This is a genomic window from Paramagnetospirillum magnetotacticum MS-1 (assembly GCF_000829825.1).
In the GTDB taxonomy this organism is placed as follows: Bacteria; Pseudomonadota; Alphaproteobacteria; order Rhodospirillales; family Magnetospirillaceae; genus Phaeospirillum; species Phaeospirillum magnetotacticum.
Window position 1 is genome coordinate 840,822 of record NZ_JXSL01000030.1, and the last position, 25,172, is coordinate 865,993.

At 63.9% G+C, this 25,172-nt stretch carries 21 protein-coding genes; 7 read left to right on the plus strand and 14 right to left on the minus strand.

Annotated elements, in window-relative coordinates; all coding sequences use genetic code 11:
- Nucleotides 1–54 precede the first annotated feature (54 nt).
- From CCC_RS16495 to CCC_RS16550, 12 genes are all read right to left on the minus strand, one after another.
- Nucleotides 55–699, minus strand: coding sequence for a cyclase family protein (locus CCC_RS16495; protein ID WP_009871306.1), 645 nt, complete (start codon nt 697–699; stop codon nt 55–57).
- Nucleotides 696–1,685, minus strand: a complete 990-nt coding sequence (gene galE, locus CCC_RS16500) for a UDP-glucose 4-epimerase GalE (RefSeq protein ID WP_009871307.1) — start codon at nt 1,683–1,685, stop codon at nt 696–698. The genes CCC_RS16495 and galE overlap by 4 nt, the downstream gene beginning before the upstream one ends.
- The gene (locus CCC_RS16505) at nt 1,678–2,739 is read right to left on the minus strand and encodes a nucleotidyltransferase family protein (RefSeq protein WP_009871308.1); all 1,062 of its coding nucleotides are present in this window, start codon (nt 2,737–2,739) and stop codon (nt 1,678–1,680) included. Before CCC_RS16505 ends, galE begins: the two co-directional genes overlap by 8 nt.
- A gap of 32 nt (nt 2,740–2,771) precedes the next feature.
- On the minus strand, nt 2,772–4,622 hold the full coding sequence (locus tag CCC_RS16510) for a hypothetical protein (protein WP_041042087.1): 1,851 nt from the start codon (nt 4,620–4,622) through the stop codon (nt 2,772–2,774).
- Nucleotides 4,619–5,779, minus strand: coding sequence for a LegC family aminotransferase (locus CCC_RS16515; RefSeq protein WP_009871310.1), 1,161 nt, complete (start codon nt 5,777–5,779; stop codon nt 4,619–4,621). The genes CCC_RS16510 and CCC_RS16515 overlap by 4 nt, the downstream gene beginning before the upstream one ends.
- A 5-nt stretch (nt 5,780–5,784) precedes the next feature.
- Nucleotides 5,785–6,789 carry an NAD-dependent 4,6-dehydratase LegB gene (locus CCC_RS16520; RefSeq protein WP_041042089.1) on the minus strand — a complete coding sequence of 335 codons (1,005 nt, stop codon included), beginning with the start codon at nt 6,787–6,789 and terminating at the stop codon, nt 5,785–5,787.
- 79 nt (nt 6,790–6,868) lie between these two features.
- Nucleotides 6,869–8,770, minus strand: a complete 1,902-nt coding sequence (locus tag CCC_RS16525; protein ID WP_009871312.1) for a glycosyltransferase family 39 protein — start codon at nt 8,768–8,770, stop codon at nt 6,869–6,871.
- Nucleotides 8,771–8,888: 118 nt separating this feature from the next.
- Nucleotides 8,889–9,611, minus strand: a complete 723-nt coding sequence (locus CCC_RS16530) for a glycosyltransferase family 2 protein (protein WP_009871313.1) — start codon at nt 9,609–9,611, stop codon at nt 8,889–8,891.
- Between the two features lie 4 nt (nt 9,612–9,615).
- Nucleotides 9,616–10,194 carry an acyltransferase gene (locus tag CCC_RS16535; RefSeq protein WP_009871314.1) on the minus strand — a complete coding sequence of 193 codons (579 nt, stop codon included), beginning with the start codon at nt 10,192–10,194 and terminating at the stop codon, nt 9,616–9,618.
- 1 nt (nt 10,195) lies between these two features.
- On the minus strand, nt 10,196–11,215 hold the full coding sequence (locus CCC_RS16540) for a Gfo/Idh/MocA family protein (protein WP_009871315.1): 1,020 nt from the start codon (nt 11,213–11,215) through the stop codon (nt 10,196–10,198).
- Between the two features lies 1 nt (nt 11,216).
- On the minus strand, nt 11,217–12,317 hold the full coding sequence (locus CCC_RS16545) for a DegT/DnrJ/EryC1/StrS family aminotransferase (RefSeq protein WP_009871316.1): 1,101 nt from the start codon (nt 12,315–12,317) through the stop codon (nt 11,217–11,219).
- A 48-nt stretch (nt 12,318–12,365) separates the two neighbouring features.
- A complete protein-coding gene (locus tag CCC_RS16550) occupies nt 12,366–13,805 on the minus strand; it encodes a hypothetical protein (RefSeq protein ID WP_152619792.1) in 1,440 nt (479 codons plus the stop codon).
- Nucleotides 13,806–13,997: 192 nt separating this feature from the next.
- Here CCC_RS16550 and CCC_RS16555 point away from each other — a divergent pair, with 192 nt between their 5' ends.
- From CCC_RS16555 to CCC_RS16570, 4 genes are read left to right on the plus strand one after another with little or no spacing between them, the layout of a single operon-like run.
- Nucleotides 13,998–15,065, plus strand: coding sequence for an NAD-dependent epimerase/dehydratase family protein (locus CCC_RS16555; protein ID WP_041042093.1), 1,068 nt, complete (start codon nt 13,998–14,000; stop codon nt 15,063–15,065).
- A gap of 9 nt (nt 15,066–15,074) precedes the next feature.
- Entirely contained in the window at nt 15,075–16,142 is a 1,068-nt protein-coding gene (locus CCC_RS16560) for an NAD-dependent epimerase/dehydratase family protein (RefSeq protein WP_009867198.1), read from the plus strand.
- Nucleotides 16,139–16,933: a glycosyltransferase family 2 protein gene (locus tag CCC_RS16565; protein WP_009867197.1), complete on the plus strand. Its 795-nt coding sequence runs from the start codon at nt 16,139–16,141 to the stop codon at nt 16,931–16,933. The genes CCC_RS16560 and CCC_RS16565 overlap by 4 nt, the downstream gene beginning before the upstream one ends.
- Complete coding sequence (locus CCC_RS16570; protein ID WP_152619793.1) at nt 16,930–18,408, plus strand: hypothetical protein; 1,479 nt, start codon at nt 16,930–16,932, stop codon at nt 18,406–18,408. Before CCC_RS16565 ends, CCC_RS16570 begins: the two co-directional genes overlap by 4 nt.
- Before the next feature lie 37 nt (nt 18,409–18,445).
- Here the strand turns inward: CCC_RS16570 and purH are convergent, their stop codons facing one another.
- Nucleotides 18,446–20,026 carry a bifunctional phosphoribosylaminoimidazolecarboxamide formyltransferase/IMP cyclohydrolase gene (purH, locus tag CCC_RS16575; protein ID WP_041042096.1) on the minus strand — a complete coding sequence of 527 codons (1,581 nt, stop codon included), beginning with the start codon at nt 20,024–20,026 and terminating at the stop codon, nt 18,446–18,448.
- Nucleotides 20,027–20,172: 146 nt separating this feature from the next.
- Between purH and wecB the strand changes: the two genes are divergently transcribed.
- From wecB to CCC_RS16590, 3 genes are read left to right on the plus strand one after another with little or no spacing between them, the layout of a single operon-like run.
- Complete coding sequence (wecB, locus tag CCC_RS16580; protein WP_041042547.1) at nt 20,173–21,282, plus strand: non-hydrolyzing UDP-N-acetylglucosamine 2-epimerase; 1,110 nt, start codon at nt 20,173–20,175, stop codon at nt 21,280–21,282.
- 3 nt (nt 21,283–21,285) lie between these two features.
- The gene (locus CCC_RS16585) at nt 21,286–22,545 is read left to right on the plus strand and encodes an O-antigen ligase family protein (RefSeq protein ID WP_041042098.1); all 1,260 of its coding nucleotides are present in this window, start codon (nt 21,286–21,288) and stop codon (nt 22,543–22,545) included.
- A 41-nt stretch (nt 22,546–22,586) separates the two neighbouring features.
- Nucleotides 22,587–23,207 carry an SIS domain-containing protein gene (locus CCC_RS16590; protein WP_009870461.1) on the plus strand — a complete coding sequence of 207 codons (621 nt, stop codon included), beginning with the start codon at nt 22,587–22,589 and terminating at the stop codon, nt 23,205–23,207.
- A 3-nt stretch (nt 23,208–23,210) separates the two neighbouring features.
- Here the strand turns inward: CCC_RS16590 and CCC_RS16595 are convergent, their stop codons facing one another.
- Nucleotides 23,211–25,094 carry a polysaccharide biosynthesis protein gene (locus tag CCC_RS16595; protein ID WP_041042100.1) on the minus strand — a complete coding sequence of 628 codons (1,884 nt, stop codon included), beginning with the start codon at nt 25,092–25,094 and terminating at the stop codon, nt 23,211–23,213.
- Nucleotides 25,095–25,172: the final 78 nt, after the last annotated feature.

Genomic DNA, 25,172 nt, shown 5'->3' on the forward strand with positions numbered 1-25,172 from the left:
GTGACTCCGAAGCGACGGTCGTGCCCGTCTTTCTCGCCCTTTGGCGCCCGTGCGTCAAGAATTGCGCGTCAGCACCACCCGGCACGGCGAGCCGTCGGCGCCGATCAGCTTCAACGGCAGGCAGACCAGTTCGTATTCACCGGGATCGATGCCACGCATGTCCAGACCCTCGACCGCCACGATTCCGGCCCCCAGCAAAACGCGATGAGTGGTCGGTTCGGCATCGGCGAATCGTTGCACCGACAGATAGTCGATTCCAACCAACTTGATCCCACGCTCCACCAACCATTGCGCCCCCGCCGGAGTAAATGCGATGAAATCGGTGAAGAAGGGATGGTTGGGCTGATTCCACAGGGCGGAATTGCGCGTGGCAAGCAGCAAACGCTCGCAACCGGGCGGAACGGCCAGCGCCTCAAGCTCCGCCGGGCCGATCTCGGCGACATGGTCGGGCACATGGACGACCGAGCAAGGCCCCATCAGAACATCAAGGGCAAGGGAGGCAACATCGGCGCCGTCTCGAATAAAATGAATCGGCGCGTCCAGATGGGTGCCGTAATGCACGGCGAAATTCAGACGCGTGACGTTGCAGGCGTCCCCATTATCCATGTCGGAAAGGCGGGTAAGGATGGGAAGAGGCTCGCCGGGCCAGGCGGGCACACCGGCGCCGAAAGGAAGGGTCAGGTCGAAGCGCCTGATCATGGCTGCTGCTTAGCTTCCCATTCCAGCGCCGAACGAACCATCAGTTCCAGATCGTCGCGCCGTGCCACCCAACCGAGTTTTGCCTTCAGCAGGCCGGAATCCGCCACCAATGCCGGAGGGTCGCCACGCCGGCGCTCGGAACTGTGAACGGGGAAGTCGCGCCCCGACACGCGGCGGACGACGTCGATGACCTCGCGCACGGAAAAGCCGTGACCGTAGCCGCAATTGGCGATCAGCGACTCTCCCCCCCGTTCCAGATGGGCAAGCGCCAGAACATGGGCTTCCGCCAGATCGGTGACGTGGATGTAGTCGCGGATACAGGTCCCGTCGGCGGTCGGATAATCGTCGCCATAGATGGCCATGCCCTCTCGGCGGCCCAATGCCGCCTCGACGGCGATCTTGATCAGGTGAGTCGCCACGGGAGAGACCTGGCCGCTACGCCCCCGATGATCCGCCCCAGCCACATTGAAGTAACGCAGCGCCGCAAACCGCGTGGGCGCCGTTTCACAGATGTCGGACAGCGCCCACTCCACCGCCAGCTTGGAACGCCCATAGGGGCTGATGGGGCGCAGGGCCGCGCTTTCCGAGATGGGCAGCGTGTCTGGCGTGCCGTATACGGCAGCGGTCGAGGAATAGACGAAATGTCGGATTCCGGCTTCGACACATGTTTCCACAAAGGCAAGTCCGCTTCCGGCATTGTTGCGCCAGTAGGGCAGGGGCTCGCGGAAGGATTCGGAAACGATGATGGAACCGGCGAACATCATCACGCCGCTACAGCCATGTTCGGCCAGAAGACGGCGGACCAGGGCGCGGTCACCCATATCGCCCCGCACGAAGACGGCACCCTCCGGCACCAGGGCTTGCCTGCCCGTGGACAGATCGTCGAGAATCACCACGGGACGGCCAGCATCGGCCAGCGCCAGGGCCACATGACTGCCGATATAGCCCGCCCCGCCGGCGATGAGAACCGGACGGGGATCAGCCATCGGTGCCTCGGAAAACATGATCATAATCGCCATTGGCCTTGGCGAAATCGTCCAGCCGCCCAATGTCGAGCCAGTATTCACGGATGGGGAAGGCGACGACCGGCCGCTCTTGCGCCATCATCTTGGTGAGCAGGCCCGGCATGTCGCAAGGCTGGCCGGTCTCCAGATGGCCGAGCACCACCGGATCGAGGACATAGATGCCCGCATTGATGAAATGGGTCAAAACGGGCTTTTCCTTCAAGCCGCGCACCCGCGAATTCTCCACTTCGACCACCCCATAGGGCACCTCGATATCGTATTCGCGCACGCACATGGTCGCGGCGGCGGCTTGCTCGGCGTGGAAATCGAGCAAAGCCCTGTAGTTGACGGAGGTCAGGACATCGCCGTTCATCACGACGACCGGACCTGACGGCATCTCGGGCAGCAGACCCAGCGCGCCCGCGGTGCCCAACTTGCCGTCTTCACGCAGATAGCGGATGTCGAGGCCCAAACGCGAGCCGTCCCCGAAGGCTTCCTCGAACTTCTCGGCCATGTAGTTGACCGCCAGGAACACGCGGCGAAATCCGCTTGCGGCCAGTTGCAGCAGAATGGTCTCCAGTAGGGGACGCCCGCCCACCGGCAGCAAAGGTTTGGGTGTCGTCGCGGTCAGCGGCCGCAACCGCTCACCCAGCCCTCCGACCATCAGAATCACCCAGTTGGGCAGTTCCTCCCCGGCCAGCAGTTCACTCTCGGTCTCCAGGCCGACAAGCACGCCGCCCGCATCCACCACCGGAAGGTGACGAAGACGCCTGCTGCGGATCAGTGCCAGCCTCTCCTGCGGCGAGGAAGAGGGCAGAGCGGTCAGCGGCTTGGGGTTCATGATCGCCGTGGCCGGCTCGTCCAGCACCAGGCCGCGCAGAATGCCGCGCCTGATATCGCCGTCGGTGATGGTTCCAAGCAACCTGCGGTCGGAATCCACCACCAGGACGATCTGGGCGGCGAAGCGGTCGAGAATCTTGATGACGTCCAGGATCGGCACCGTTGGGCCAACCAGGATCTGGTCCCAGTTCTTCATGACCTAACCCATAGCCGAGCTGAGGATCGAATTCAATCCTCGGCCTCCGCTGAGGCGCCGGTCCGCCGCCAGAATGTTTCCGAGGCGGCACCGGGCCATCCACCGCCACAAAAGTGATCGAGAATTGCCTCCCTGTCAGGAGCCCGCCCCGCCGCCAGATCCGCCCCCAACGCCTCGGCGTCACTATAGACGCAAAGCGGACCGATGCAGTCCATGACCAGGGAATGGGGCCGCGGCGCCAGGGCGAAATAAGGACGGCCAAATGCCAGTGTCTCCACCAGGGCTCCCGAGTCGACGGGACCTATGACCAGATCCGCCCAGGACAGATGATCCGGAACCAGCCCGGCCTCGACGATCTCCAGACCAAGTCCGAATTCGGCATTCAGGCGGTGATAATAGTTGGGAGAATAGCCCGGATGCAGCTTCAGCCGAATCCGGCCATAGCCCAGACCGGCCAGCATCCTGGCCACCGCCACGATGGCAGGATAGGCCTGGCTCTTGATGGCACGCAAATTCCCGCCGGCAGGTACGATGGGCAAGAGCAGGACGTTGCCCGAGCCGACGGGCGGCAGACCGTAGGGTCTATGGTCGCCCCGGACGGAAATGGGATCCAGTCCGGGATAGCCGACCCTGACACAGGGAAGTGGCGACCCAATGGCCCGTAGCCATAGCTCCTGCTGCCGACCCCAGGTCAACATTCGATCAACGCCCGGCCGCTGACCCTCCACGGCACAACGGGTGTCGGAGACGTAGTCGTGAACAAACATGCCGTTCAGCAGCTCGTCCACCTCCGCCCCCTCCCGGCGAGCCGCCAGAGACAACAGCCGCGCGGTGGGATTGGTGGCGTCGCCGACCACAACCTTGACGATACGGTTGCGACGGAGCAAGAGGCATAACGCCGCGAATTCGGCCAAGGCCGCATGCAGCCGCCCGCGACCCAGAACCGAGTTCTCCACATAATGGCGTCGCACCGCATCAGTGACGTCGGCGGGCGGCACGGCTCTCCATCGGCTGCGCAATTCCGTGATGGCCGCATCCACGCGGGCGATTTCGAGCGCAGTCGATCGGGCGGCGCGAAGGCCGCCCAGGCGAACACCCCGGCGCAGACACTTCAGCACGAAGGCCGGCGTCTTTGGCGACCGCCCAACGATCAGCACGGGAGTATCGCCAGGCCGATTATGGGCGATCAGGCCCTGCTCCATCATGGGATTGAGAAACAGCAAGACCCGATGAACCGTCCGGGCCGTGGCCAGGCAAGTAATGCCCTCGGCGATGGCGCAGGCCAGCCGGATTATCAGCGACCTGAACCTGGGCGGGGTCTTGGGAGCACGGCCATAGCCCAGTTCATCGGGAAAATAAGGGTCATCGCGGCTCGGAGAATCCAGTTGGTTCTCGAACACCGCACCGTGACGCCGCGCCGCATCGCGCACCACGATCTGCTTGCTCTCGTCATCAAGCAAGCCGTACTCGGTGCGCGCATCGAGCAAGACGATGCGCTCCACCGGGTAGCGGCGGCACAGACTTTCAAGGGCATGGCTCAGCCGATCCACGCCGAACAGCAGGATTTCCAGTTCACGATTGAAAGTCGCGGCAATCTCGGCCAGATCGGGGGGCAGATCCCTACACCAGTTGCCGTAGCGGACATAGACGTCGGCGGGCGGGCGGAAATCATCTAGCAGGAACTGATCGATGAACACAGCCGGACAATCGGCTCGGGCAAGGTCCTGCCACACCATCCAGTCGGTGGAGACGACAAGCGCACCCTCGACCCGCCGGGCGGCGGCAATATGGCGGGGATGCGACAGCAGAACCAGGGTCTTGAACCCACCCGCTGGCAAAGGCGCATCCAGTGGCAGGGGCGAAAAAGCAGACCGACCGGTCATAATCCCGCCCCGGCGGATATGACGGCGTCAAGAACCGGGCTTGGGCTGGATGGAATATTGATCAGCCGGTCTTCCAGTGCCTCGGTCACCGCCAGATCGTCGCGCGGACAGTACCGATACATGGGCAGGCGGTGCATGGGCGTCCAGATGGGCCGACACTGAAGACCCCGAGCGGCGGCTCCCTCGATCACTTGCGCCACAAGATCGCGGTCTGGCCGATCGAGGATCAAGGCATTCAGCCAGAAATTCCCGGCGCATCCGGCGCGGTCCGCCACCACCTTCACGCCGGGCAAATCGGCAAAGGCCTCCTGGTAGAGGCTGGCCAGCCTACGCTTGCGGCCGAGATAGGCGGGCAGGGCTTCCAATTGCGCGCAGCCCAGGGCCGCGTTCAGGTTGGGAAGACGATAGTTCCAGCCCACCTCGTCATGGTCGAAGCGATAGGGGTGGGAAAGCTTGGCCGTGGTGGTCAGATGCTTGGCCCGACGCGCCAGGTCGGGATCGTTGGTCAAGACGGCTCCGCCGCCGCCGGTGGTGACGATCTTATTGCCGTTGAAACTAAGCGCCGACAGCAGACCGCTCGTTCCCGTGTGGCGACCGCCGCTATAACTGCCCAGGGATTCTGCGGCATCCTCGATCAGGGGAACCCCATGCCGGGCGCAAACCTGCATCAGACCATCCAGGTCGGCGGCATGGCCGAATGTGTGCATGACCACCACCGCCTTGATCGGCCGGTCCCCATGGCGCGCGAGATGATCGTCAAGCCGGGCCGGGTCGAGACCCAGGGTCGCCTCATCCACATCCACGAACCGGCAGGAGGCGCCGAGATGGCTGACCGCATTGGCTGTGGCGATGAAGGTGAGGGACGGTAAGACGACGTCATCACCCGCCCCAACGCCAGCCAGATGCAGGCAGACCTCCAGCGCGGCGCTCCCGTTGACCGTGGCGACCGCATGGTGCGCCCCGGTGATGTCGGCCAGCATGGCCTCGAAGCGATCGACATAGGCCCCCACCGACGACACCCAGCCAGTGTCGAGGCAGTCCTTGACGTACTCCCATTCGTGGCCCTCGAAGACCGGAGCATGCAAGGGCACCGGGCCGTCAACCCGTAGGGTCCGGCGCCATACGGCTTCAAGGCGGCAGATGATCTCGTTATGCATGGCGCTCAGATATTGTAACGGTCGGCTTTGTAGAAACCGAGATTGGCCGGATCGCGGAACCACTCCACCGTTTCGGCCAGGGCACGATCAAAACCGTCGCCACCGCCGTATCGCGGTGACCAGCCCAGCAGCCGGGCCGCCTTGGCATTGTCACCCCACAACCGTTCGACCTCGCTCTTTTCCGGGCGCAGGCGCGCCTCCTCGCATTCGATCTCCACGTCGCAGCCAACCGCCCGTGCGATGGCCCGCGCCGTATCGCCGATGGAAATTTCGAAATTCGACGCCGCATTGATGGTCTCGCCCTCGATGCCCTCGGCCTCCATGGCGGCAATGAAGGCCCGCACGGTATCGGCGACGTAATTGAAGTCGCGGGTGGGATGGACGGCGCCCAGCTTGATCTTTCTCCGTCCGGCCAGAAGCTGGGTGATGATGGTGGGAATCACCGCCCGCGCCGATTGCCGGGGGCCGAATGTGTTGAACGGCCGCAAGATGGTGACCGGAGTTGCGAAAGAACGCCAGAACGCCTCGGCCATCTGGTCCGCACCGATCTTGCTCGCCGAATAGGGAGACTGCCCGACCAGCGGGTGGTCTTCCGTGATGGGCACGAAGCGGGCCGTCCCGTAAACCTCGCTGGTGGAGGTGTGAACCAGCCGCCCCACGCCGAGGTCACGCACCGCCTGCAATACGTTGAGAGTCCCGGTCACATTGGTGTCCACATAGGTGGCGGGCGAGTGATACGAGAACGGAATGGCGATCAGCGCCGCCAGATGCAACACGGCGTCACATCCCTTGACTGCCTCGCGCACGCCGAACGGGTCGCGGATATCACCTGAAAAGACGTCGAGCGAACGCTTGATCTCCGGCTCGGAGTGATCAAGCCAGCCCCAGGAATTGAAGGAGTTGTAGCACACCATGGCCCGGACATCGTGACCCCGGCGAACCAGCGCCTCGGTCAGATGAGAACCGATGAAGCCGTCGGCGCCGGTCACGAGGATCTTTTTGGGGCTCATGGGCGTCTTCACCGATCCGGGTCCAGGGGCGGCCATACTCATATCACGATCTCTCCGGACAAGGCAGGGGGGTTGCGTGTCATGGGTCCAGGGGGCAAGGCGCCGGTGCTATCGCAATCAGATACCAGTACCAGGAGATGGTGGGACTGGGGCCGTCCAAGGTGCGCGAACCGTATAGCGACCCGGTCCGGTGCATGCCCAGTTCACGAGCACAGCCACGACTGATCAAAGCCTCGGCCATCATGCCGCTGCTGTCGGCCGAATAGGTTTTCACGCTGCTGGGTCCCACCAGGATATGCGTCACGCCCTGACGCCGCAATTGGGCGAGATAATGGGCCGGATCGTCGTTGTCCGGCCGGGTTTCTACCCGCGCTTCCACATGGGGATGGGCGTAGAATACCGGGGTTTCGAACAGGTAGATCAGCTCCCGACGAAGAGTCAGGACCTTGTCCGTGGGCCGCAGCATGCCATCCACCCACTGCACGGCACCGAAGGCGGGGGTATTGCGCAGCAGGAAGGCGTCCCGGCCTTCCCCGGTCAGCAGCCGTCTGGCGTGATTGGACGCCACCAGCCCCTGGGCTCCCAGTTGGAGAATCAAGGACATGGCGAGGCCCGCGCCCAGGGCCAAACGGGACGAGCGCCCCCGGGTGGCTCTTTCCGAAGCCACCATCAGAACAATGAGCACAATCGGTACGATGGGAACGTAATGGCGGATGCGCTGCGATGTTCCGAAGAAGAACCACGCGGCATAAAACAGCGCCGCGATGGCCAGCATCGGTGTCAGCGGCGAAGCCGCCAGAGACCGGCGCTGCCGCCAGGCACCGGCGATGGCAAAGGGCAAGGCCAGCAGGGGAAAGGGCCCCAGGCCGGTTCGACCCGCCTCGAAGCCCGGATGGCCATCCACCAGAACCCGGAAAGGATAGGCCAGCCACCACCACAGCGTTTGGGGCAGAAGGATCTCGCTGCCGAAGAACGCCTCGCGCATATAGGCGGCCTGAGCCGCGCTCCACGGAACCCCGTCACGATAGGGCAAGAGGCTGAACAGCATGGGATAGACCGGGTCGCCGGTATTCCAGTAGTTCCACAGATACCATTGACCGCCGGCGGCCAGTGTCGCCAGACCGAAAACGGCACACCGCAGGAACCAGCCCCGCCCGGCCAGCAGGACCAATCCCATGGCGGCGATAAACATCAGGGCGGTGTATTTGGACCCCAGAAACAGACCGGCGGCGATGCCCGCCAGCCCGGCGGCACGCAGGGAACGCTTTCCCAGGCTGTCCGCGGCGGCCGACGCCGCCACCAGGACGAAGGCCGCGGTTCTTACCTCCACCTGACCGGTGCCAGCGGAATAGATAATGGTGGGAAGCGACAGGGTCAGGGCGCCCGCCGCCAAAGACCAATCGCGGTCGAGATACCGTCTGGCGACTCCAAAAACCGCAATGGGCAACAACCAGCCGGTCAGCATGCACCACAGGGTCAAGGCCCGCTCGCCGCCCAGACCGAGCGCCAGCATATATGTCATCTGCGGCAAGAGCGGCGCGGCGCCGTCCGAAGCGCGGGGAATGAAGACCATTCCGCCATTTTCGAGGAATAACTTGGGGTTTGCGAAATGATAGGCCAAGGAATCGGCGTCGGCGGGCGGCGACAGCCCCTCCAGAAAATCCCCAAAGGCCAAGGCGGCGATCAGGCCCCCCAGGGTCCAGGTCCAGACCGTAAGGCGCTCCCCCTTTGGCGGAGAAAAGCCGCGCAATAGCCACAGACCCGGCAGGCCCGCACCCGGCACGGCTGCCAGAACGACAGCGTCCAGATGATGAAAAAGCGCGGGAAAAAAGGCCAGCCAACCCAGAACGCCGAATCCCAACACCAGGGAGCGGCTCAGTCGCTCGGCCGCCAAACCGCCGCAGCCCAGCAGACGATCAAGCATCAATCCCCAGCCGAGCATGCCGCCACCCATCAGGGCGAGGACGAGAGTCGTCGTCATGCCAGACCAACCCGGGCCAGGATCGGCCCGATCAGGGATCTGAACTGATAGAGGAACGCCGCCAGGGCCAGCACCGCCCACAGCCAGGACAGGATCGCCTCGGCGTGGCGCATGTGGCTTATTTCCTCAGACCCAGGCCGATAAGGAAGATGGGGCGCAGCATGCGCCACCAGTCGATGCCCGGCTTCATCTTGGTGTTACCGATGGCCTTGGGGGGATAGATCTTGCTGACTGGCACTTCGGTACAGCGATAGCCCAGGCGCAGCACCTTCATCAGCAGATAGACCTCCAACTCGTAGCGGTCCAGCCAAGCCTGGCGCAAATCGATGCGCTTGTCGTCCAGTACCGAGACCTTCATGGCGCGGTAGCCATTGGTGCTTTCCGTGATGCGCTTTCCACAAAAGAAGCCCACCAGCATGGGATGCAGGCGGGTGGCAATCTTGCGGTAGAAGGGCATGTCGCCGCCGTGACGCCCGCCTTCGCGCCAGCGTGAGCCCATGACGAAGTCCATGTTGTCGTCGCAGATGGGGTCCAGCAGGCGGGTGATCTCTTCCGGCGCGTCCTTGTTGTTGCCGGCGATGACCACGGCGATGTCGAAGCCCTCGGCTTTGGCCTTGTCGAAGCCGGTACGGATGGCCGCGCCCACGCCCAGCACGGCGCCCAGGCTGATCACCACGGCGCCCTTGTCGCGCGCCGCGCTCGCGGTGCCGTCGGTAGAGCCGTCATCGACCACCAGCACGGTGTCGATGATGTCGCGCGGCGCCCGGCGCACCACCTCGGCGATCTTGACCTCCTCGTTATAGGCGGGAGCGATCAGGATGACGCGGCGGCCCTTATACATGGCCTCAGCCCTTTGCGCAGGTGCAGGAAACGCCGTTGGCGGGCTTGGATTCCATGGGCCGCCCGCAGGAGCAGACCCAGCTCTTCTGCTCGGCGGGATTACCAGCCACCATGGCATGGGCGGGCACGTCGCGGGTCACCACCGCTCCGGCGGCCACCATGGCATAGGCGCCAATGGAAATGCCGGGGCAGATCACCGCGCGGGCGCCGATGGACACACCCTTCTCGACCACGGTGGAGGCCAGCCAACCGGCCTTGTCGGCATAGCGCGCCGCCACGGCCGCCACGCCTTCCATGCGCGGGCTGCGCGGATGGCGGTCATTGGTGAAGGCCATGCCGGGACCGAGGAAAACGTCGTCGCCGACCGTGACTCCTTCCCACACCATCACCTGATTCTTGACGGTGACCCGGTCGCCCAACACCGCGCCGCCCTCGATGAAGGCATGGTCGCCGATATTGCAGCCCGAACCGATCCGGGCTCCCTTCATCACATGGGCGAAGGCCCAGACACGGGTGCCAGCGCCGATCTCGGTGCTTTCGCACAGGGCGTTGGGATGGACGAAGACGTTGGCGGCTTCGGCCATGTCAGCGGATCTCGACCGGCGTGCCGCCCTGGGCGATGGAGCGGGTGGCGGCTTCCAGGGCACGCACCACGGCGGCGCCGTTGGCGGCATCGGTCAGCGGGCGGGAGCCCGTCGCGATGCAGTCGAGGAAGTGCTCGCACTCGCTTTGCAGCGGGCGGTTCAGCTTGACCGGTACCGAGGCGTGGCCGCCATCGACGCACAGCGTCTTGTATTCCATGAAGTCGCCCTTGAGCTCCTGGGCGCTGGGCAGATCGACTCGCTTGTCATAGACCAGCACCGGCTCCTTGATCTCGAGATCGTTCCACACGGCCATCTTCTGACTGCCGGTGATGGTCAGCGTGCGGACCTTCTGAGGGTTCAGCCAGCTGGCATGAACATTGGCCAGGGCGCCATTGGGGAAGGTGAAGGTGGCGAAGACCACGTCTTCCACGCCCTTGTTGAGGAAGCTCTGGCCCACCGCCGACACCGAGACCGGCTCGGCGTCCATCAGATAACTCATGATGGAGATGTCGTGGGTGGCCAGATCCCACAGCGCGTTCACATCGGTGCGCACCGGACCCAGATTGGTGCGTACGAAGCTCATGGCGTGGACGTCGCCCAACTCGCCCTTGTCGATCAGGTCTTTCAACACCCGGATGGTGTTGTTGTAAAGGAAGACGTGGCCGACCATCAGAACCCGGCCCATCTTGTCGGCGAGCGCGCCCAGTTCCAAGCTTTCCGCCGTGGTGAGCGTCAGCGGCTTTTCCACCAGCACATGCTTGCCCGCCTCCAGGGCGGCCTTGGCGATGGCGAAATGGGTGTTGGTGGGGGTGGCAACCGCCACCGCGGTAATGGACTTGTCTTCCAGGATGTCGGCCAGCCGGTTGGTGGCCTTGGCCTGGGGATAGCGCTGGGAGAACGCGGTGAGGCGCGCCGGGTCCAGATCGCACAGCCCGGCGACTCGGGCCTTCTCGGTGGCGACGAAGGAATTGGCGACGTTGGGACCCCAATAGCCGGTGCCGATCAGTGCGACATCGATCATCTCAGATCACCTGGCGCAGCACGGCGGCAGCGCGCGAAGCGGCATCATCGGGCAGTTCGGCGTAGATGGGCAGGCTGATGCAGTGGTGCGCCCAGTCCTCGGCCATGGGGAAGGCGCCGGGCTTATGGCCCAGGGAAGCATAGGCCTCCAGCTCGTGCAGGGCGAAGGGATAGTGGATGCCCGCGCCGATGCCAGCTTCGTTCAGGGCCTTCAGCACCCGGTCGCGCTCTTCCACGCGGATAACGTAAAGATGATAGACGCTGCCCGGATCGCTCTTGGTCAGGCGCACACCCTTGATGTCGGCCAGGGCCGCGTCGTAACGCTTGGCATGCTTGCGGCGCGCGTCGTTCCAGCCAGCCAGATGGGGCAGCTTGACCCGCAGAATGGCGGCCTGGATGGTGTCCAGGCGCGAATTGGGGCCGATGATCTCGTGGTGGTACTTCTTGGATGAACCCAAATGGCGCAGCAGGAAAAGCTTCTGGGCCAGGGCAGGGTCGTTGGTCAGCAGACCACCGGCATCACCATAGGCGCCGAGATTCTTGCCGGGATAGAACGAGAAGCAGCCGATGGACCCCACCGTGCCAGCCTTCAGCCCGTCACGGCTGGCGCCATGGGCTTGCGCCGCATCTTCCACCAGATACAGCTTATGCTTGTCGCAGATAGCCTTCAGCGCCTTGAGATTTGCCATCTGGCCGAACAGGTGCACCGGCAGGATGGCCTTGGTCTTCGGCGTGATGGCCGCCTCGGCCTTGGCTGGGTCCAGCAGGCCGGTCTCGGCCTCCACGTCCACCAGAACCGGCGTGGCTCCCGCCAGACTGACGCCCAGCGCGGTGGCGATGAAGGTCATGGCCGGAACGATCACCTCGTCGCCCGGACCGATATCCAGCGCCATCATGGCCAGCTGCAGCGCATCGGTGCCGTTGGCGCAGCCCACCGAGTGGGACGCCCCCGAAAATGCCGCGAATTCCTTCTCAAAACCGTCAACGTCCTTGCCCAGAATGAAATCGCCCCGCGCCAGCACGGCGGCGATGGCGGCGTTGACATCCGCCTCGATGGAGCGGAACTGAGCCTTGAGATCGACGAGAGGGATGTTATCGGCCACTTGGGGGTCCTCGCGGGTTGGCGCCTCCGACCTGAAGGCCCGCTCCGGTTATTGAATTTTGGCGGATTTGTCAATGAAAGAGGCCGAACCACCCCATAGCCCAAGCCGGAGGCCGCCCCATAGGACCAGCCCCATGGTCGGCAGATTGCCGATCATGAGGGTGATATTGGACTCGGGAACCAGCAAGGGAACCAGCAAGGTGGCGCATAGGGCGACCTCCGCGGGACGGGCATCGGGGCGGTTGAGGGATATCTCGATCAGGCCCAACCCCAGCCCCACAAGGAACATGCCGACGACCACTCCAGGCATCAGAAAGTTGGCATACAGTTCGGTCAACCATGGCAGGTTCACCGACATGGTCGTGTCGCCCGGCTGCAGGATCTGGTAGCGGCGGCCGAATTCGTTTCCGAACCGCTCCTCCGGCTTGTCCCGCCAAAGGGCGCGCGGAACGGAGGCCAGAGGCAGATGCTTCAGGGAATGGCCGTCCCACGACGGGATTTCGCCGGGAGTCCGCTGTACCACAACGGCCAGAATCGATGCCTGATCCACCCTCTTCAGAAGGGGCCATACCAGTTGGCCCAGTGTGTTGCTATAGGGGTGCCATTGGGCATTGGATGTCGCGGCGCCCCACAATCCCCCAGGCTGAAACTGGTTCCTGCTAAAACCCTCGGCGAAAGCAGCCACCTTATCCCTGAGATTGAGAGACTCGGATTTGGGTCCCCAGGTCACCATCCGGAAATACTGCATCGGCGTATAGAGGCAGGCGGCCACTGCGACGACGGCCAGCATGGGCAAGATAGCCCGGCGCCGAAGAGCGGCAAGAACGAGGGCGATGCAGGCGACAAGGATCAGGCTGTTGTTGAGGGACCCGGTGGCAAGACCGGCAACCAGGCGGGCGGGAAGCAGCACCAGCAAAATCAGGACGATCTCCAGCCGACTGAAACCCCCGGAAACCATGGCGGCGACAGCCAGGGACCCGGCAAGCAGGCCAGTGGGGCGCAGCAATTGACCGACCGACGCCGCCCCGGCCAAGGGCGGATAAAGCAGCAAGACAGCGTGCACCGCCATTGCGCCATAAGCGATCATGGCCAGACGCCGGGGCGATGACGTGGGCAATCGGACGGCGTCCACGGGCCGGAACCGCCGCGACAGCGCCATGCCCGCCACCAGCATGATGAGCCCGGCGAGAATGGTGCCGGTGGTACCGGCGCCGATGAATTCCAGCTCCGGGGCGTCGCTGTAAAGCCGGATCGGCTGTCCGTTCGGCCAGGTCACGTCAAGCAGCAGGGGCGGCAGAATGAAGAAGGGAACGTAGAACAGCGCGGCCAGCGGCAGGATGGGAAGCGGCCCGGGCCGGTCCTCCGCCAGACGGGCCGCCATCGGCAATACCGCGACAATCAGGGCTGCGCAGGCACACAGCGCGCCTTCAAGGGTAAGACGCTCGGAACGCAGGGCCAGAAGCACTCCCGACCCGATGACGGCCGCCACGATGACCGCCACCCCGCGGCGGAGGTTTCCCCGCCCCTGTAAAGGCATCCGCATTCGACTGAACCACCTGGGACCCATTGCCGGGGTCAACATAGCCCAGCCTTGACAGCCCTGCCAATCCCTTGACTGTTGCGCCCCTAGCCGATTTGAACTAATGGGTAGCGCCATCCACCCGAACCCGGAGCAAGGATCTTGGCAGGAAAGGTCATCGTCACCGGAGGCGCCGGCTTCGTCGGGTCGTCCCTCGCCTTGTCCATGAAACGCGACCACCCGGATCGGGCTATCGTCGCCGTCGACAACCTAAAGCGCCGCGGTAGCGAGTTGGCGCTGGAGCGGTTGCGCGCCGGAGGGGTCGATTTCGTCCACGGCGACATTCGTAGTGCCGAGGACCTGGATGCCGCAGGACCCTGTGACCTCATCTTGGAATGTTCGGCGGAGCCCAGTGTCCACGCTGGCTATGGCGGCTCGCCAGCCTATCTGATCAACACCAACCTGATGGGCACCCTGAACTGCCTGGAGCACGCCCGGCGGCACGGGGCGGCCTTTGCCTTCATTTCCACCAGCCGGGTCTATCCCATCGCCGCCTTGCGCGCCCTGCCGCTTTCACCTTCGGGTGATCGCCTTGTGCTGCCGGCAGGCGCCGCTGGCCCCGGCTGGTCCGAAGCGGGCATTTCCGAGGACTTCCCACTGACCGGCGCCCGGTCCCTTTACGGCACCACCAAGCTGGCCTCCGAGTTGCTGGTGGAGGAGTATCGGGCCACCTATGGCATCAAGACGCTGACCTATCGTTGCGGTGTGCTGGCTGGACCGTGGCAGATGGGCAAGGTGGACCAGGGCTTCTTGGTCTTGTGGGCCGCCCGTCACCTTTATGGCGGCAGTCTTGGCTATATGGGCTTCGGCGGCCACGGGCATCAGGTCCGAGACGTGCTTCATGTGGATGATTTTTACGAGCTTCTGGCTCTGCAACTGGGCGATCTCGACCGCTGGAACGGGTCGCTGTTCAATGCGGGCGGCGGTGCCGCCAACGCGGTCAGCTTGCGCGAACTGACCGCGTTGTGCGAGGCCGCCACCGGCAAGACCGTCGTCATGGGCAGCACGCCGGAAACCCGCGATGCCGATATTCCCTATTACGTGACCGACAACGGCCGGGTCACCGCCGCCACCGGCTGGGCTCCGAAGCGAGGAGTCCCCGGACTGGTGGATGATATCTGTCGTTGGCTGGCCGACAACCGGGCCAGGCTTGAACCTGTTTTACGCTAAGGATTGGTCATGAGCGTCGCCATCGTCACCGGTTCGGCCGGTCTCATCGGGTCCGAAGCCGCCCGCTTTTTCCACGCCAAGGGGCTGGACGTGGTCGGCATCGACAACGACATGCGCAAGACGTTCTTCGGGGAAGGGGCCAGCACCGCCTGGTCGGTGGGCGAACTGGCCCGCGATCTGCCCAATTACCGCCACGAGAGCCTGGACATCCGCGATATCGGTGCAGTCGAATCGTTGTTCGCCCGCTATGGCAAGTCCATTGCCGTGGTGATCCACACGGCGGCGCAGCCCTCCCATGATTGGGCGGCCAGCGATCCCCACACCGACTTCACGGTCAACGCCAACGGCACCCTGGCGCTGCTTGAGGCGGCGCGCAAATATTGCCCCGACGCGCCCTTCATTCACTGCTCCACCAACAAGGTCTATGGCGACACACCGAACCGGCTGCCGCTGGTGGAGCGCGAGAGCCGTTGGGAGTTGGATCCGTCCCATCCCTATGCCGAGCACGGCATCGATGAAAGCATGAGCATCGACGGCTGCATGCATTCCCTGTTCGGGGTGTCAAAGGCGTCCTCGGACCTGATGGTGCAGGAATACGGCCGCTATTTCGGTATGAAGACCGCCTGCTTCCGGGGCGGCTGCCTGACGGGGCCCAATCACTCGGGCGCCCAGTTGCACGGCTTTCTCAGCTATCTGGTCAAATGTGCGGTGACCGGTGACGCCTATACGGTGTTCGGCTACAAGGGCAAGCAGGTCAGGGACAACATCCACGCCTGGGATCTGGTCAACGCCTTCTGGCATGTGTTTCAGAAACCGCGTTCGGCCGAGGTCTATAATATGGGCGGATCGCGCCACTCCAATTGTTCCATGCTGGAAGCCATCGCGGTCTGCGAGGAGCTGACCGGGCGGCCCATGAACTGGAGCTATGCCGAAGGCAACCGGGCTGGCGACCACATCTGGTGGATCAGCGATGTGCGCCGTTTCCGGTCCCACTATCCCGAATGGTCCTATCGCTACGACATGCGCGCCATTCTGGCCGAGATTCACGACGCCATGACCAAGAGGTTCGGCCGGTGAGCGAATCCCCCTTGCGCTCTCTGGCCGATTGGGTCGAAGCCGGCATTCCGGGCCTGCTAAGCGTGGTGATTCCCGCCCATAACGAGGAAGGTAACCTCATCGAGACGGTCCCTGCCCTGGTCGCCGCTCTGGAAGCGGCCGGAATCGATTACGAGATCGTGGTGGTCAATGACAATTCCACCGACGGCACCGTGGCCGAGTTGCGGGGGCTCGAAGCCCGCTTCCCCAAACTGCGCCATGTGGACAACACGCCGCCCAACGGATTCGGTTTTGCCGTCAGGCGCGGACTGGCCGAATTCAAGGGAGAGGCGGTGGCCATCGTCATGGCGGACCTTTCCGATTCACCCGACGATCTGGTGCGGTACTGGCACAAGCTGAACGAGGGCTACGACTGCGTCTTCGGTTCCCGCTTCATCAAGGGCGGCAAAGTGGTCGATTACCCGCCCCATAAGCTTGCCCTGAACCGGCTGGCCAACACGTTCATAAGGGTGCTGTTCGGGCTGGGTCTCAACGACACCACCAACGCCTTCAAATGCTTTCGCCGCGATGTGATCGCCGGAGTGCAGCCCTTCCTCGCCCACCATTTCAATCTGACGGTGGAACTGCCGCTGAAGGCCATCATACGGGGCTATTCCTATGCCGTGGTGCCCATCTCCTGGCATAACCGCAAGACCGGCGTCTCCAAGCTGAAAATCCGCGAGATGGGCTCACGATATCTCTTTATCGTGCTCTACTGCCTGATCGAGAAGCTGTTGTCGCGCGGCGACTACCTGCGCAAGGCCGGTCGGTGAACCGACAGGCAGTCATTCCGACCGTGGCCGCCGCTTTTGCCGCGGCGGCGGCGGCGGTATTGCTGGGCCTGAGAGTGGAATCCGCCATTTCGCTCGCCCGGCCCCTGCTGGTGGTGACCAGCGGTGCCGAGGAGGAGGCCATCCTGGGCGTCTTGCGGGCCATGGACGGCCAGGCCTATGTGGACACCGCCCGCATCCCGTTCGCGGCAACCTACTATAATTGGGCGTTCTACGACCTTTATGCCGCCTTCATCCGGATGGTCTTGGCCATGTTCGGCCTGGGCATCGACTGGGCGACCACGGCGGGACGGTTCCTCAGCCTGCTCGCCACCTTCGCCTGCGGTCTGGTCGCGAGCGCCGCCATCACCCGCGTGGCTCCCGGCTGTTCGGTGCCGGTCCGCCTGCACAATGCCGCGCTGACGGCATGGCTGAGTATCGGTCCGCTGGTCGGCTACTGGGCGATCTCCATCAATGTCGAACTCTGGGCCCATCTGTGCACCATGGCCGCCATGCTGGTGATGATGATCGCCTATGAGCGCAACCGGCTGGGAGCGGTGGCGGCCGCCAGCCTGCTCTCCCTGGCGGCCTGGAGTTTCAAGCAGTCCTATATCTTCGCCCCCATGGCCATGGGGTTGTTCCTGCTGATTCGCCGCGATTGGCGCGGCATCGCCTTGGCTGTCGTCCTGCATCTGGCGGGACTCGCGGCAACACTGGGTTTCGGCAGTCCGGAATACCGGGCCATGATGCTGGCCTGGCGGGGTTCGGATTTCGCCCTTTGGCAGTTGAGCCGGAACCTGCTCAATGTCGGAGTGAAAATCCTGCCAGTGGCCGTTGCGGCGGCCTTGGCCGCGCCGCTGATGCTGAACCGGCGGGCCTTGGCAGCCGACACGCCTCTGCTTCTAGGGCTGTGCGGCCTGATCGCCACGGCCCCGATCATCCCCGCGGCGGCCAAGGTCGGCGCCGCCGAGAACTATTTCTTTCCGCTGGTCTTTTTCCTCGCTCTTCTCGGAGCGCGCGGCGTGGCGGAGCTGGACCGGCGTCACTGGCCCCGGCTGCCCAGCCTGGTCCTGGCGGCGGCCTGGGGCGCCGAGATGGTCGCCTGCGCCCTGGTCATCGGCGGCGTGACAGGCTCTAACGGCGTTTCCCACCTGGATCGGCGCTATGGCGAGCAACGCCCCTGCGTCGCCCAACTGCCATCGCCCATGTATGCCTTCGACCCCTATCTGGCGCTGCCCTGGATGCATGCCGACGGGCCGTATTTCGTTCTGGCCTACCAATACGCCATGGAGCGTGCCGCCGGGCGAAGCTTCGAACGCGGCGGTATAGGCGGGCTGGTGGGAGAGGGCTACTTCGCCTCCGTTGTTCTTCCAACGGGCATGCCCGCCGAAATAGATGGCACGCCCCTTGCGGAACGCTACCGCCTCGACCGGCGCGGCTGCGCGGGCCTCGACATCTATCTGAGAGCCGGAAATTGAAAGCGTCGGGCCGAGCCGTCGGCCCGACGCTCCCCTTCTAATGCCGGAAGTGACGCATTCCGGTGAACACCATGGCCAGCCCCTTCTCGTCGGCAGCGGCGATCACCTCTGCGTCACGCATGGAGCCGCCTGGCTGAATCACCGCCGTGGCGCCCGCCGCCGCCGCCGCCAGCAATCCGTCCGCGAAGGGGAAAAAGGCGTCCGAGGCCACCACCGAGCCGATGGTGCCCGGCTGGGCCAGACCGGCGGCGGTCGCCGCCTCCTGCGACTTCCAGGCGGCGATGCGCGAACTGTCCACGCGGCTCATCTGGCCGGCACCGATGCCGACAGTGGCCCCGTCCTTCACATAGATGATGGCGTTGGACTTGACGTGCTTGCAGATGCGGAAGGCCAGCAGCAGGTCTTTGAGCTCCTGCTCGGTGGGGGCGCGCTTGGTCACCACCTTGAGGTCGGGCAGCATGATGCGGCCGTTATCCTTGGTCTGGAAGAGATAGCCGCCCGCCACCGGGCGCAACGTCATCCCGGCTTCCGAGGGGTCGGGCATGCCGCCGGTGACCAGCAGGCGCAAATTCTTCTTGGCGGCGAAGGCGGCCACGGCAGCGTCATCAGCTTCCGGGGCGATCACAACTTCGGTGAAGAGCTTGGCGATTTCCTCGGCGGTGGCGCCGTCCAGCTTGCGGTTGATGGCGACGATGCCGCCGAAGGCCGAGACCGGATCGGTGGCCAGCGCCGCCTTGTAAGCCGAGACGATGTCCTTGCCCACCGCCACGCCACAAGGGTTGGCGTGCTTGATGATGGCCACGGCGGGTTCGTCGAACTCGGCCACCAGCTCATAGGCGGCGTCGGTGTCGTTGAGGTTGTTGTAGCTGAGTTCCTTGCCCTGAAGCTGGCGTGCGGAGGAGACGCCGGGGCGCTGGTGACCTGTGACATAGAAGGCTGCGGCCTGATGCGGGTTCTCGCCATAGCGCAGCGACTGCTTCAACTCGCCCGCCACCACGACGCGGCGCGGGAAGGTGTCGCCCAGTTCACGCGCGAACCACTGGCTGATGGCGGCGTCATAGGCGCCGGTGCGGGCATAGGCCGTGGCGGCCAAACGCTTCCTGAGGGCCAAGGTGGTGGCGCCGTTATTGGCCTCCATCTCGGCTTGGACCACGGCATAATCCTCCACATCCACCACCACGGCGACGGCGGCGTGATTCTTGGAGGCAGCGCGGATCATGGCGGGGCCGCCGATGTCGATGTTCTCGACACAGTCGTCGTACTCGGCGCCCTTGGCCACCGTGCTCTCGAACGGATAGAGGTTGACCACCAGCAGATCGATGGGGGCGATACCGTGCTCGGCCATGGCCTTCTCGTGCTCGGCATTGCCGCGGATACCCAGCAGCCCGCCATGAACCTTGGGGTGCAGAGTCTTGACGCGGCCATCAAGCATCTCGGGAAAACCGGTGTGATCCGCCACTTCGGTAACCTTGATGCCGGCATCGCGCAGTGCCTTACAGGTACCGCCCGTAGACAGGATTTCGACGCCCTTGCCAGCCAGGAAACGGCCGAACTCGACCAGTCCCGTCTTGTCCGAAACGGAAAACAGGGCGCGGCGGATAGGGGACAGGTCGGACATGGATCGGGCTCTCCGTCTGATCAGGATTTCCAGGGGGATATAGCACAGCCGAAGCCCCAGGAAAGGTCCCAATTTCATCGCTGGATTAAGGAATGTCCGGCGGCTATATATTCGGTGCCATTCCTCTCCGAAAGAACGCCGCCCCGATGAATCATCGCCTGAGAACGGTCGTATGCGTTGTCGGCGCCCGGCCCAACTATATGAAGGTCGCGCCCATCGCGGCGGAGCTTGGCCGTTCGTCCTGTCTGTCCCCTGTGCTGATCCATACCGGCCAGCACTATGATCCGGATATGAACGAGCGGTTCTTCTCGGAACTGGGCATGCCCGCCCCCGATGCCAATCTCGAAGTCGGCTCCGCCAGCCACGCCGTGCAGACCGCTCAGGTGATGATCCGTTTCGAGCCTGTCTTGGATCAGGCCATCGCCCCCATCGTGCTGGTGGTCGGCGATGTGAACTCAACCATAGCCTGTGCCTTGGTGGCCGCCAAGAAAGGCATTCCGGTGGTGCATGTGGAGGCGGGCCTGCGATCGCGCGACCGCACCATGCCCGAGGAAATCAACCGGGTCCTCACCGACCAGATTTCCGATCTGCTGTTCACCACCGAACGCTCCGCGCTGGGCAATCTGACGGCGGAGGGGATCGCCGCCGAGCGGGTTCATTTCGTCGGCAATGTGATGATCGACACGCTGATGGCCAATTTGCCGCGCGCCATCCAGCCAAGCGTCACCCTGGCCGAGGCGGGACTGGAATTGCCGGAGCGCTTTTCTTTGGCCACCTTGCACCGACCATCCAATGTGGACGAGCCCGGCATGCTGGCCACGCTTCTGGGATGCCTTGCGGAAATCGGCCGGGATCTGCCGGTCGTCATGCCCTTGCACCCGCGCACCCGAGCCCGTATCGAGGCGGCCGGGCTCTCGGGCATGCTCGACAACCGGCTGATTCTGCCGCTGGGGCCGTTGGGCTACCTGTCCATGCTCGGCATGATGAAGTCGGCCAAGCTGGTCCTGACCGATTCCGGCGGCATTCAAGAGGAGACCACCGCGCTCGGCGTGCCCTGCCTGACCCTGCGCGACAACACCGAACGGCCCATCACTGTCGAATGTGGCACCAATACCCTGGTCGGTCGTGATCCCGGGCGGATTCTCGCTTTGGTCCGCGAGATCGGCACAACAGGTGGCAAGGCCGGGCGAATCCCCGAGATGTGGGATGGACAGGCGGCCAAACGAATCGTCGCTGTCCTGGAAAGGTTTTCCTGAGACATGAAATCGATCAATGCGTCCCATGCGCTTGCTTTCGGGGCCATCTTCGCGCCGACCGTGGCGATCTATGCTCCCCTTGGCATGGCGCCGCTCTTCATCCTGGTCGGCGTAGCGGTCCTGGTTCTGGAATGGCGCAGCAAGCCTTGGACCGCGGTATGGCGGCCGGGATTGCTGATTCTTGGTTGCGCGCTGATCTGGATGACCATCGGATTGCTTTGGGCGCTTGATGTCTTGCAAGCCCTGAAGACCCTGACGGGTTTGATCCTGCTGTTTTCCGGAGGGCCGTTGGTCGTTGCCGCCGCTGGCCGATTGGACGACGCCGGGCGCAAGCGTGTCCGCATCGCCCTGGTGCTGGGAGTGCTCGTCGGGCTCGGCCTTGCCGCGGCGGAAGTGATCAAGATCGGACCGGGGAGCTTTCTCCATCCCCAGCGCAGCCACCTGGACCAAGCCTTCAACGGCCGCATCAGCCGGGGATTGACCGTTTCGGCCCTGCTAATCGGGCCAGCCTTGATTGCCGCTTGGCGGCTTGGACGGCCCCGTCTGACCATCGCCATGGCCTTGTTGGCGGCCTTCGCCATCTTCGGCGGCCATTCCCTGGCCGCCAAACTGCCGATTCTACTGGCCCCCCTGGTCATATGGGGAGTGATCCGCAACCCTGGACTCTGCGCCCGACTTACCATGGGCGGAAGTATTGCGGTAATTTTGGCCTTCCCCTTGCTTTCCATGGTTCCGCCTCCGCAGGAAACCATGGACCGGCTGTCCTTGTTGCCCAACTCGGCCCATCATCGCCTGACCATATGGAACTTTACCGCGACCAGGATTCTCGAGCATCCGCTGCGTGGATGGGGTTTGGACGGCTCGCGCAACATCCCCGGCGCGGAGGAGAACGTGCTGGTGATGCGTCGGTTTAATGTCCCCTACGGCGCCGGTCCTGATGGGGTACCTTTGAACGAACAGCTGCTTCCGCTCCATCCTCATTCGGGTCCAGGTCAGATTTGGCTTGAGCTGGGTGCCGTTGGAGTTGTCATGCTTTGCAGCCTGATCATTGTTTTGGCCCGCAGGATCACCACCGTCCGAAACCCGCTGGATGCAGCGGTCACCGCCCAGGGCATCGTCGTCGGGATTGTGGTGTCCAGTGTCAGCTACGGTGTCTGGCAGAGCTGGTGGCTTTGTTCCGTGTGGCTTGCGGCGGCCTTGGCCATGGCAGTGGCCGCAGGCCACAGCGATATTGTCGAACCTGATGGAAATCGTCAGGGCTAGACGCTACAACGACCCAGTTTACTAAAGCTCCAAGGACAGCCATGTCGTTTCCCGATAAGCCATTCGGCAGCATCACGACCTATTTCGAAGCCTATGCGGAACAGGTGGGAAAGGCCATGGCCTCGGTTCCCAGAAGCGCCCTTGCCGCCGCCGAAATCCTTCTGCGCGAAGCGGTTGAGGCCGACGCGCATGTGTATTGCTGCGGCAATGGCGGATCGGCGGCCATCTCCAATCATTTGGTTTGCGACCATGTGAAGGGCATCCAGACGGATACCGACTTCAAGCCCCGCGTCCATTCTCTCTCTTCCACCATCGAGATGATCACGGCCATCGCCAATGACATCTCCTATGCCGAGGTCTTTTGTTACCAGTTGCAGAGCTTTGCGCGCCCCGGCGACCTTCTGATCACCATCAGCTCGTCAGGCGATTCCGAAAACGTGGTCCGCGCCATTCAATGGGCCAAGGACAACGGAGTCCGCACCCTCGCCATGACCGGCTTTTCCGGCGGCCGCTCGTCCAGACTGGCCGATGTGAGCCTGCATGTGACTTCCGATAATTATGGGGTGATCGAGGATGTGCACCAATCCTTGATGCACGTCCTGGCCCAATTCGTTCGAATGGGCCGCATGAGCCGTGACTTGATCACCGCCCGAAAATTCTAAAGCTCAGCTTGCCGGGGAATACTCCGGCACCAGACGACGCACAACGGCCATTGCCCGCTCGGGTTGGTGGGCGCGGCATGCCTCTGCCAGATCGGCGATGGCAATCCCCAACTCCTCTGCGTCAACGGCCCGGGGCGCCGCGACCAGCACGCCGGGCTGGCCGGTCTGCACCGGCGGCTCGGCACCGTGAAAGATTTCCTCGAACAACTTTTCGCCGGGCCTGAGGCCAGTGAAGACGATCTCCACATCCTTGTCGGGACGCAGACCGGCCAGACGGATCATCTGTCGGGCCAAATGGACGATCTTCACCGGTTCGCCCATGTCGAGAACGAAGATCTTGCCGCGGTAATCGGGATGTCCGACCCCGAAGGCCGAGGCCTGCAGCACCAGTTCCACCGCTTCCCTGACCGTCATGAAGTACCGGGTCATGTCGGGATGGGTGACGGTGATGGGGCCGCCAGCCGCCAGTTGCTTCTGAAATAGCGGCACCACCGAGCCGGTGGAGCCCAGCACATTACCGAAACGCACCGTGACAAAGCGCGTGCCGTCTTCCCTTGCGCCTGCGGCCAGATCAAGGGCCTGGGCATACATCTCGGCCACCCGCTTGGACGCGCCCATGACATTGGTGGGATTGACTGCCTTATCAGTGGAGATCTGCACCATCAGCGCCACACCCGCCTCGATGCAGGCGTCGACGACGATCCGGGTGCCCACGGCATTGGTGAGAACACCTTCCTCCGGGTTGTACTCGACCATGGGCACATGCTTCAGCGCGGCGGCGTGGAACACCAGTTCCGGCTGGTGGATCGCCATCACCGAACGCACCCGCACCGCGTCGCGCACATCGCCCAGGACCGGCACATGCTCGGGGCCGCCATCGCGCTGGGATAGTTCCTGGTCGATGGAATACAGGTTGAACTCGCAGGCCTCGAACAGCACCAGCAGCGACGGTCCGAAATCGGCGATCTGGCGCACCAGTTCCGAGCCGATGGAACCACCCGCCCCGGTAACCATCACCCGGCGGCCCTTGATCAGGGCCTCCATTCCGGCGCGGTCGAGCGCCATCTGCGGCCGTCCCAGGAGATCCTCGACGGCAATGGGCCGGAGCGTCAGATGCTCGGCCAACCCGTCCTTGAGGTCGGTCAGACGGGGAATACGGGCCAGGGTCATGCCCAAACGATCGGCGGCGTCCAGCATCTCGCGCACCACCGAGCCGTCCAGGCGGTGATCGGTGATGATCAGGCGCTGCGGCGCCTCGCCCCTGGATTTCAGCGCAGCCACCACCTGTTCCAGCTCATCGGTGGACCCCAGCACATCGATGCCGTGGATGTTGCGGCCCACCCGACCGCCGCGTTCACTGACCAAGCCGACGGCGCGATATTCGGCATCGGTCGAGCGAGTGGCGCGGATGAACAACTCCGCCTCGTCACCGGCGCCCACCAGCAGGACCGGAATGGCGTCGCTGCGCAGCAGGCGGCTGGCCTGCACCTTGTCCTTGAAGGTCCGGTAAAGGAAGCGCGGCCCACCCAGCAGGGCCAACAGCACGAACCAGTTGATGATCAGAACCGAACGCGGCAGGGCCTCGAGCCGGGTGATCAGGAACAGCAGAGCCATGAAAATCAGCACGGTCAGCGTGCTGGCCCGCACCAGGGCAGCCATGTCGTTGACCGAGGCATAGCGCCAGACGCCACGGTAGAGGCGCTGGGAAATGAACACAGGAATGGCGATAGCCACGAACAGGATGGTTCCGGCCGCCAGATCGCCGCTTTTCCATAGCAGCCACATGTCTTCGCCGAGACGCAGGTTGAGCGCCGCCCAGAATGAGACCGCCGCCATGACCACGTCATGGACGAAAGCGATATGGGCGCGCGACAGCTTTTCCTTCATTCCCCGCTCGGGCTTGCCAGATGTGCCCCATACTTAGCCGACGCGGCCCGCCGCTCCAAGCCGAAAGCTTGTCTTGCC

What these genes read in the sequence shown, in the direction of transcription:
- wecB (WP_041042547.1), top strand. Translation starts at nt 20,173, where the DNA reads ATGAATCATCGCCTGAGAACGGTCGTATGCGTTGTCGGCGCCCGGCCC.
- galE (WP_009871307.1), bottom strand. Translation starts at nt 1,685, where the DNA reads ATGGCTGATCCCCGTCCGGTTCTCATCGCCGGCGGGGCGGGCTATATC.
- CCC_RS16495 (WP_009871306.1), bottom strand. Translation starts at nt 699, where the DNA reads ATGATCAGGCGCTTCGACCTGACCCTTCCTTTCGGCGCCGGTGTGCCC.
- CCC_RS16585 (WP_041042098.1), top strand. Translation starts at nt 21,286, where the DNA reads ATGAAATCGATCAATGCGTCCCATGCGCTTGCTTTCGGGGCCATCTTC.
- CCC_RS16595 (WP_041042100.1), bottom strand. Translation starts at nt 25,094, where the DNA reads ATGAAGGAAAAGCTGTCGCGCGCCCATATCGCTTTCGTCCATGACGTG.
- CCC_RS16515 (WP_009871310.1), bottom strand. Translation starts at nt 5,779, where the DNA reads ATGCATAACGAGATCATCTGCCGCCTTGAAGCCGTATGGCGCCGGACC.
- CCC_RS16590 (WP_009870461.1), top strand. Translation starts at nt 22,587, where the DNA reads ATGTCGTTTCCCGATAAGCCATTCGGCAGCATCACGACCTATTTCGAA.
- CCC_RS16560 (WP_009867198.1), top strand. Translation starts at nt 15,075, where the DNA reads ATGAGCGTCGCCATCGTCACCGGTTCGGCCGGTCTCATCGGGTCCGAA.
- CCC_RS16520 (WP_041042089.1), bottom strand. Translation starts at nt 6,789, where the DNA reads ATGAGCCCCAAAAAGATCCTCGTGACCGGCGCCGACGGCTTCATCGGT.
- CCC_RS16530 (WP_009871313.1), bottom strand. Translation starts at nt 9,611, where the DNA reads ATGTATAAGGGCCGCCGCGTCATCCTGATCGCTCCCGCCTATAACGAG.
- CCC_RS16505 (WP_009871308.1), bottom strand. Translation starts at nt 2,739, where the DNA reads ATGAAGAACTGGGACCAGATCCTGGTTGGCCCAACGGTGCCGATCCTG.
- CCC_RS16540 (WP_009871315.1), bottom strand. Translation starts at nt 11,215, where the DNA reads ATGATCGATGTCGCACTGATCGGCACCGGCTATTGGGGTCCCAACGTC.
- CCC_RS16510 (WP_041042087.1), bottom strand. Translation starts at nt 4,622, where the DNA reads ATGACCGGTCGGTCTGCTTTTTCGCCCCTGCCACTGGATGCGCCTTTG.
- CCC_RS16535 (WP_009871314.1), bottom strand. Translation starts at nt 10,194, where the DNA reads ATGGCCGAAGCCGCCAACGTCTTCGTCCATCCCAACGCCCTGTGCGAA.
- purH (WP_041042096.1), bottom strand. Translation starts at nt 20,026, where the DNA reads ATGTCCGACCTGTCCCCTATCCGCCGCGCCCTGTTTTCCGTTTCGGAC.
- CCC_RS16525 (WP_009871312.1), bottom strand. Translation starts at nt 8,770, where the DNA reads ATGACGACGACTCTCGTCCTCGCCCTGATGGGTGGCGGCATGCTCGGC.